Annotated in this window: 7 protein-coding genes; 4 read left to right on the top strand and 3 right to left on the bottom strand. The window is 69.5% G+C overall.

From position 1 onward, the window contains the following. Positions 1-250 (bottom strand): LLM class flavin-dependent oxidoreductase (locus tag Q0C81_RS14770; protein WP_291839553.1); only part of this gene is annotated, 250 nt, incomplete at its 3' end. A gap of 131 nt (positions 251-381) precedes the next feature. On the opposite strand from Q0C81_RS14770, the gene Q0C81_RS14765 reads away from it, so the two are divergent. After that, the gene (locus tag Q0C81_RS14765) at positions 382-1,767 is read left to right on the top strand and encodes a S9 family peptidase (protein WP_291839549.1); all 1,386 of its coding nucleotides are present in this window, start codon (positions 382-384) and stop codon (positions 1,765-1,767) included. A gap of 22 nt (positions 1,768-1,789) precedes the next feature. Here the strand turns inward: Q0C81_RS14765 and Q0C81_RS14760 are convergent, their stop codons facing one another. Both Q0C81_RS14760 and Q0C81_RS14755 read right to left on the bottom strand, forming a co-directional pair. Beyond that, positions 1,790-2,722: a pirin family protein gene (locus Q0C81_RS14760; protein ID WP_291839546.1), complete on the bottom strand. Its 933-nt coding sequence runs from the start codon at positions 2,720-2,722 to the stop codon at positions 1,790-1,792. A 39-nt stretch (positions 2,723-2,761) separates the two neighbouring features. Next, entirely contained in the window at positions 2,762-3,250 is a 489-nt protein-coding gene (locus tag Q0C81_RS14755) for an Lrp/AsnC family transcriptional regulator (RefSeq protein ID WP_291839544.1), read from the bottom strand. Positions 3,251-3,397: 147 nt separating this feature from the next. Here Q0C81_RS14755 and Q0C81_RS14750 point away from each other — a divergent pair, with 147 nt between their 5' ends. The 3 genes from Q0C81_RS14750 to Q0C81_RS14740 all read left to right on the top strand — a co-directional run. Further along, positions 3,398-4,633 carry a 3-methyl-2-oxobutanoate dehydrogenase (2-methylpropanoyl-transferring) subunit alpha gene (locus tag Q0C81_RS14750; protein ID WP_291839542.1) on the top strand — a complete coding sequence of 412 codons (1,236 nt, stop codon included), beginning with the start codon at positions 3,398-3,400 and terminating at the stop codon, positions 4,631-4,633. Positions 4,634-4,692: 59 nt separating this feature from the next. Continuing rightward, positions 4,693-5,760: an alpha-ketoacid dehydrogenase subunit beta gene (locus Q0C81_RS14745; protein ID WP_367118027.1), complete on the top strand. Its 1,068-nt coding sequence runs from the start codon at positions 4,693-4,695 to the stop codon at positions 5,758-5,760. Between the two features lies 1 nt (position 5,761). Beyond that, the coding region (locus tag Q0C81_RS14740; RefSeq protein WP_291839537.1) for a biotin/lipoyl-containing protein at positions 5,762-6,028 on the top strand (267 nt) is incomplete at its 3' end.

The raw sequence follows: 6,028 nt of genomic DNA, 5'->3' as shown, positions 1-6,028 counted from the left end.
GCGCATGGTTGGGCAGCATGACCCCGCCCGAGCCGACGCGGATGGTTTGGGTCTGGCTCGCCACGAAGCCCAGCGCCACCGCCGTGGCCGCGCTGGCGATGCCGGGCATGTTGTGGTGTTCCGCCAGCCAGAAGCGCTTGAACCCCGTCCTTTCGGCGGTCCGGGCCAGTTCGGCGGTTTCCAGCAGGGCGCGGCGGGCGTCTCCGCCCTCCACGATGGGCGACAGGTCGAGTACGGAGAAAGCGGTCATGGCCGACAGATCGGGTCCCGCCGTCGGCTTTCAAGACCCGGGGCGGTTACGGATTGCGATCATCGCCATTCCAAGCGTCGCGCCTTGGCGACCGGCGGCCCGCCGCCTAGGTTCGGCCCACGGAGGACCCCATGACCATTCTCGCGCTGACCCTCGCCGCCGCCGTGTCCATCGCCGGGGCCCAGACCCCCGCCGGAGAGCTGGCGGGCCGCTGGGAAGGCCGCGTGAACGTCGGCGGCCAAAGCCTGCGCGTGGTGCTCAACGTCGACGCCGTCGGCGGGGCGACGATCGACAGCCCGGACCAGGGCGTCAACGGCCTGCCGGTCAGCGGCCTGTCGGTGCAGGGCGGGGTGGTCCGCTTCGCCGTGCCCGCCGCGGGTGGAAGTTTCGAAGGCACGCTGACCGACGCCGGCCGGACCGTGAACGGCTTGCTGAGCCAGGGCGGGGCCAGCCTGCCGCTGGTCCTGACCCGGGTGATGGAGCTGGCGCCGTCCGCGCCGCCGCCGCCGCCGGTGATCACGCCCGCCGCCGCGCCGTCACGGCCGCAGACGCCGGTCCCGCCCTTCCCCTATCGCAGTCAGGACGTGGTCATCGCGACCCCAACCCCGGGCGTGCAGCTGGCCGGGACCCTGACCCTGCCGGAGGGCGCCGGCCCTTTTCCCGCGGTCCTGCTGATCACCGGTTCGGGCCAGCAGGACCGCGATGAGACCGTCTTCAACCACAAGCCCTTCCTGGTCCTCGCCGACGCCCTGACCCGGCGCGGCGTCGCCGTGCTGCGCGTCGACGACCGGGGTGTGGGCGGCTCGACCGGTCCGGTCGCGGAGGCCACCAGCGCCCATTTCGCCGTCGACGCCGAGGCCTCGGTGGCCTTCCTGGAGGCGCGCGCCGACATCGCGCACGACCGCATCGGTCTGATCGGCCACAGCGAGGGCGGGACCATCGCGCCGCTGGTCGCCGGGGCCGATCCGGACGTGGCCTTCCTCGTCATGATCGCCGGGCCGGCGGTGTCCGGCGGCGACCTGCTGGTCGAACAGTCGCGCGCCATCCAGCAGGCTTCGGGCCTGCCGCCCGCGACGGTCGAGGCCAATGTCGCCCTGCAGGCCCGGATCATGGCGGCCGTTGCGGCCAACGCCGGATCGGCGCGGGATGTCGCGGCGGCGGTCGATCCCATCTTCGCCGAAGCCGGCCTGCCCGAGGCCCAGCGCCAGGCCGCCGCCGCCCAGGTCAGCGCCCCGTGGACCCGCTGGTTCGTCGCCCACGACCCCCGGCCGGCGCTGGCGGCGCTGCATATCCCCGTGCTGGCCCTCTACGGCGGCAAGGACGCCCAGGTCCCGGCCGAACAGAACGCGACGGCCCTGCGCGCGATCCTGCCCTCGGCCGAGATCGTGGTCCTGCCGAACCTGAACCATCTGATGCAGCCGGCCGTGACCGGGCTGCCGGCGGAGTACGCCGGCATCGCCACCACCCTCGACCCCCAGGCCCTGAAGACCATCGTCGATTGGGTGGCGGCGCGATAAACGCCGCGCCCTGGATGGCGGATCAGACGGGGTGGGTCGGTTCCGGCTTCGTCGGCGCGGGCTCCGGCGTCGACGGCGTGTCGGGCAGGGGGATGAACTCCAGGTCGTCCTCGGCGGGCAGGGCCATCCGTCCGGCCTTCCAGTCTTCCTTGGCCTGGTCGATCCGGGCCTGGGTGGACGAGACGAAATTCCACCAGATCACGCGCGGCCCGACCGGCTCGCCGCCCAGCACCATGACGGTCGAAGGGCGGATCGCCTTGACCGTCGGCTCGGCCGTGGGCTCCAGCACGATCATCTGGCCTTCGTGGAAGACCCGGTCGCCGACCTCGATCTCGCCCTTGGCGACATACAGGGCGCGCTCGGAATAGCCGCCGGCTCCCGTGCCCGGCGGCGGCGCGGTGCGCACCCCCTCGGCCAGCTCCCAGTGGACGTAGAACAGCGGCGACGAGATCGGCGCGGCGGCCTTGGCGCCGTAGGCCTCGCCGGCCACCAGCCGCGCGAACAGGCCGCCGTTCTCATAGGCGGGCTGGCCGTCCTCCCCCAGGTGGTGGAAGGCCGGGGCCGTCTCCTCATGCTCGGTCGGCAGGGCGATCCAGGCCTGCATCCCGTGCATGGGACCGCCCTGGCTCTTCTTCAGCGGATCGGTGCGCTCGGAGTGGACGATGCCGCTGCCCGCGGTCATCCAGTTGACCTCGCCGGGCCGGATCGCCTGCGTCACGCCGGTGTTGTCCCGGTGCATGATCTCGCCCTCGAACAGATAGGTCAGGGTCGACAGGCCGATGTGCGGGTGCGGCCGCACATTGATCGCCTCGGCCCCCGGCGCGAACTCGGCCGGCCCCATCTGGTCCAGGAAGATGAACGGGCCGACCATGCGGCGCGAATGGAACGGCAGCACGCGTCCGACCTCGAACCCGCCCAGGTCCTTGCGCCGCGCGTCGATCACCATCTCGATCATGTCAGTCTTCCCCGTCCGGCCCTGTCGAGCCGAACGGCACTATCCGACGTGCGGGGTCACGATGCCAAGAGGCAGGGTGGTCACATTCTTCACGCCGCGCGTGACGATGTGGCTCTCGCAGTCCGACACGATGGCCAGGCTGAGAAGCTTCTCGCGCAGGAATTTGTCGAAGGCGTGCATGTCGGAGGTGATGATCCGCAGCACATAGTCCTCGCGGCCGGTGATCGTGGCGCACTGCACCACCTCCGGCCAGTGGGTCACGGCGGCCTCGAACAGGTCCAGGTTCTCGCGCGACGGCAGGCTCAGCTTGACGATGGCGTAGACCTCGAAGTCCAGGCCCAGCTTCTCGGCGTCCAGCAGGGTCACCCGCTTGCGGATGAAGCCCGTATCCTCCAGCCTCTTGATCCGGCGCCAGCACGGCGAGGCCGACAAACCGACCCGGTCGGCGACCTCGGCGACCGACAGGCCGGCGTCCTGTTGCAGGATGTCAAGAATCCGGGCGTCGACGGGATCCAGCTCTTCGGCCAAGGCGTTTCTCCACTTGTTATTATGACGCAATAAAATACCCCTGATCGGCATAGTGCAAGGTCGAAATCGAGCGAGCCTTGGCACGGGCCTCGTGCTAGATCGAGGCTTGAGGAAAACGCGGTCGGATCAACCGGACAGCAGGACGGAATGAAGAAGCCCAATACCCCCCAATTGTCCCTGCGCGTGCCCGAGCCTTCGGGCCGTCCGGGCGACGCCCCTGACTTCAGCCATCTGCGCTTCGACCCCGCCGGCGCGGTCGATCGCCCGGACGTGGCGACCACCCCGTACGAGATGCGCGACCACGCCTTCAAGCTGGTCCGTGTCCTGGACGACGACGGCAAGGCCGTCGGTCCGTGGGATCCGAAGCTGGACCCGGAGACCCTGCGCAAGGGTCTGAAGGCCATGATCCTGACCCGCGCCTTCGACGACCGGATGCACCGCGCCCACCGGCAGGGCAAGACCAGCTTCTACATGAAGTGCACGGGTGAAGAGGCCATCGCGGTCGCTCAGGGCATGATCCTGGGCCGCGAGGACATGGGCTTCCCGACCTACCGCCAGCAGGGCCTTCTGATCTCGCGCGGCTATCCGCTGGTCGAGATGATGAACCAGATCTATTCGAACGCCGCCGACCCCATCAAGGGCCGCCAGCTGCCGATCATGTACTCGTCCAAGGAGTACGGCTTCTTCACGATCTCGGGCAATCTGGGCACCCAGGTGCCGCAGGCCGTCGGCTGGGCCATGGCCAGCGCCTACAAGGGCGACGACAAGATCGCCATCAGCTGGATCGGCGACGGCGCCACGGCCGAAGGCGACTTCCACAACGCCCTGACCTTCGCCGCCGTCTACCGCGCCCCGGTCATCCTGAACGTCGTCAACAACCAGTGGGCCATCTCGTCCTTCATGGGCATCGCCGGCGGGCTGGAGACGACCTTCGCCTCCAAGGCCATCGGCTACGGCCTCCCGGCCCTGCGCGTCGACGGCAACGACTTTCTCGCCGTCTGGGCCGCGACCAAGTGGGCCGAGGAGCGCGCGCGCACCAACCAGGGCGCGACGGTCATCGAGCTGTTCACCTACCGCGGCGCGCCGCACTCCACCTCGGACGACCCCAGCCGCTATCGCCCGGGCGACGAGCACGAGAAATGGCCGCTGGGCGATCCGGTCGAGCGCCTGAAGCAGCACCTGATCGCGCTCGGCGAATGGTCCGACGACCAGCAGGCCGAGGCCGAGAAGGACGCGGTCGACCAGGTCCGCGCCGCCGGCAAGGAGTCCGAGGCCATCGGCACGCTCGGCCAGTCGCGCCCCAGCGTGAAGACCATGTTCGAGGAGGTCTATGCGACCGAGGACTGGCGCCTGATCGAGCAGCGCCGCGAGGTGGGAGTCTGATCATGAGCGAGCAAACCACCTTCACCGAAGCCGACCGCAACGACGGCGTCGAACCCGACATGGTCACCGCCTCCAACGCCCCGGCCTCGACCGCGCCCAAAGGCGACGTCGTGCCGATGAACATGATCCAGGCCCTCAACTCGGCCATCGACACCAAGATGTCGGAAGACCCGAACGTCCTGTCGTTCGGCGAGGACGCCGGCTATTTCGGCGGCGTCTTCCGCGTTACCGACCAGCTGCAGCAGAAGCACGGCCTGACCCGCAGCTTCGACGCCCCGATCAGCGAATGCGGCATCGTCGCCGCCGCCATCGGCATGGGCGCCTACGGTCTGCGTCCGGTCGTGGAGATCCAGTTCGCCGACTACATCTATCCGGCCTACGACCAGATCGTCTCGGAAGCGGCCAAGCTGCGCTATCGCTCCGGCGGCCAGTTCACCTCGCCGATCACCGTCCGCAGCCCCTACGGCGGCGGCATCTTCGGCGGCCAGACGCACAGCCAGTCGCCGGAAAGCCTGTTCACCCACATCGCCGGCCTGAAGGTCGTGGTGCCGTCCAACCCCTATGACGCCAAGGGCCTGCTGACGGCCTGCATCGAGGACGACGACCCCACCATCTTCTTCGAGCCCAAGCGCCTCTACAACGGCCCCTTCGACGGCTGGCACGAGAAGCCGGTTTCGCCGTGGAAGGCCCAGGACCTGGCCCAGGTCCCGACCGGCAAATACGTCGAACCGATCGGCAAGGCGCGCATCATTAAGGAAGGCGCCGACGTCACCATCCTGGCCTGGGGCACCATGGTCTGGGTGTCGCTGGCGGGCGCCGAGCACGCGGGCGTGGACGCCGAGGTCATCGACCTGCGCACCCTCGTGCCGCTGGACATCGGGGCCATCGAGGCTTCGGTGAAGAAGACCGGCCGCTGCGTCATCGTGCACGAGGCCCCCAAGACCTCGGGCTACGGCGCCGAGCTGTCGGCCCTGGTCCAGGAGCGCTGCTTCTACCACCTGGAGGCCCCCATCGCGCGCGTGACCGGCTGGGACACCCCCTATCCGCACGCCTTCGAATGGGAATACTTCCCCGGCCCGCAACGCGTGGCCGACGCCCTGAAAGCCACCATGAGCGGAGGTCGCTGACATGGGTCGTTTCGTCTTCAAACTGCCCGACGTGGGCGAAGGCACCGCCGAGGCCGAACTGGTCGGCTGGCACGTCAAGGTCGGCGACGTGGTCGCCGAGGACCAGATCGTCGCCGACATCATGACCGACAAGGCGACGGTGGAGATCACCGCCCCGGTCAGCGGCACGGTCCTGGCCCTCCACGGCCAGCCCGGCGAGATGGTCCCGGTGCGCGGCCCCCTGGTCGAGTTCGAGGTCGAGGGCGCCGGCAATGCGTCCGACGCCGAA

It is taken from the genome of Brevundimonas sp. (genome assembly GCF_023259385.1).
Lineage (GTDB): Bacteria > Pseudomonadota > Alphaproteobacteria > Caulobacterales > Caulobacteraceae > Brevundimonas.
The sequence above is the reverse complement of the archived record's forward strand: the minus strand, read 5'-3'. Positions and strand labels throughout refer to the sequence as shown.

Coding starts and splice junctions, on each gene's coding strand:
- Q0C81_RS14750 (WP_291839542.1), top strand. CDS start 3,398: ATGAAGAAGCCCAATACCCCCCAATTGTCCCTGCGCGTGCCCGAGCCT.
- Q0C81_RS14760 (WP_291839546.1), bottom strand. CDS start 2,722: ATGATCGAGATGGTGATCGACGCGCGGCGCAAGGACCTGGGCGGGTTC.
- Q0C81_RS14745 (WP_367118027.1), top strand. CDS start 4,693: ATGGTCACCGCCTCCAACGCCCCGGCCTCGACCGCGCCCAAAGGCGAC.
- Q0C81_RS14765 (WP_291839549.1), top strand. CDS start 382: ATGACCATTCTCGCGCTGACCCTCGCCGCCGCCGTGTCCATCGCCGGG.